General features: G+C 55.1%; 1 tRNA gene and 2 rRNA genes (1 of these 3 only partly in view). All 3 read left to right on the plus strand.

Going from position 1 to position 1,496, the window contains the following annotated elements:
* Positions 1–925 (plus strand): 23S ribosomal RNA (locus C5748_RS27090); it begins 1,976 nt to the left of the window's first position.
* A gap of 264 nt (positions 926–1,189) precedes the next feature.
* Positions 1,190–1,304, plus strand: a 5S ribosomal RNA gene (gene rrf, locus C5748_RS27095).
* A gap of 115 nt (positions 1,305–1,419) precedes the next feature.
* A tRNA-Met gene (locus tag C5748_RS27100) sits at positions 1,420–1,496 on the plus strand.

Here is a 1,496-nt window from a genome sequence, read left to right on the forward strand (position 1 = left end):
TGCACGAATGGCGTAACGACTTCCCCGCTGTCTCCAACGCAGACTCAGTGAAATTGAATTCCCCGTGAAGATGCGGGGTTCCTGCGGTTAGACGGAAAGACCCCGTGCACCTTTACTATAGCTTTACACTGGCATTCGTGACGACATGTGTAGGATAGGTGGTAGGCTTTGAAGCCAGGGCGCCAGCCTTGGTGGAGCCATCCTTGAAATACCACCCTTATCGTCATGGATGTCTAACCGCGACCCGTTATCCGGGCCCGGGACAGTGTATGGTGGGTAGTTTGACTGGGGCGGTCGCCTCCTAAAGAGTAACGGAGGCGCGCGATGGTGGGCTCAGAACGGTCGGAAATCGTTCGTCGAGTGCAATGGCATAAGCCCGCCTGACTGCGAGACTGACACGTCGAGCAGAGTCGAAAGACGGTCATAGTGATCCGGTGGTCCCGCGTGGAAGGGCCATCGCTCAACGGATAAAAGGTACGCCGGGGATAACAGGCTGATGACCCCCAAGAGTCCATATCGACGGGGTTGTTTGGCACCTCGATGTCGACTCATCGCATCCTGGGGCTGGAGCAGGTCCCAAGGGTATGGCTGTTCGCCATTTAAAGCGGTACGTGAGTTGGGTTCAGAACGTCGTGAGACAGTTCGGTCCCTATCTGCCGTGGGTGTAGGAATATTGACAGGATCTGTCCCTAGTACGAGAGGACCGGGATGGACGTATCTCTGGTGGACCTGTTGTGGCGCCAGCCGCATAGCAGGGTAGCTATATACGGACGGGATAACCGCTGAAGGCATCTAAGCGGGAAACCCACCTGAAAACGAGTATTCCCTTGAGAGCCGTGGAAGACCACCACGTCGATAGGCCGGGTGTGGAAGTGCGGCAACGCATGCAGCTTACCGGTACTAATAGCTCGATTGGCTTGATCGTTCTCATTATCAATGCTCATTGAAAATGAGCATTGTTTTTAAAGCGCTCACGCATGAGCGGGCCTTCGGCCCTATGCTCCGCGAGGGCGCGGCACGAGCCGCGACGGACTAGCGTCCTGTATGGGCGCCATTCCTCGCTTCGCTTTGTCCAAAAACAATTGTCAGTTAAAGGCAGAAATAAACCAGCTTCTCATTTTATCCGCATGATCAATGCCGGAAAGTCTTATGGCTTTCTGGATCATGCGTTGATTTTGCGCTTTGCTGACCTGGTGGTTATGGCGGAGTGGCTGCACCCGATCCCATCCCGAACTCGGCCGTGAAACGCTCCAGCGCCAATGGTACTTCGTCTCAAGACGCGGGAGAGTAGGTCGCTGCCAGGTCTGCCAAGCGCAAAATCAAAACCATCTTCTCTTCATTCTATCGCGCCCTATATACAGGGCATGCGTCATACATGACCCGAAAAGCCTACGCAGTCGCATACAGTCAAACCTTTGACGCGGGGTGGAGCAGCCCGGTAGCTCGTCAGGCTCATAACCTGAAGGCCGCAGGTTCAAATCCTGCCCCCGCAACCA

The organism is Phyllobacterium phragmitis (genome assembly GCF_002980495.1).
Classification (GTDB): domain Bacteria; phylum Pseudomonadota; class Alphaproteobacteria; order Rhizobiales; family Rhizobiaceae; genus Paramesorhizobium; species Paramesorhizobium phragmitis.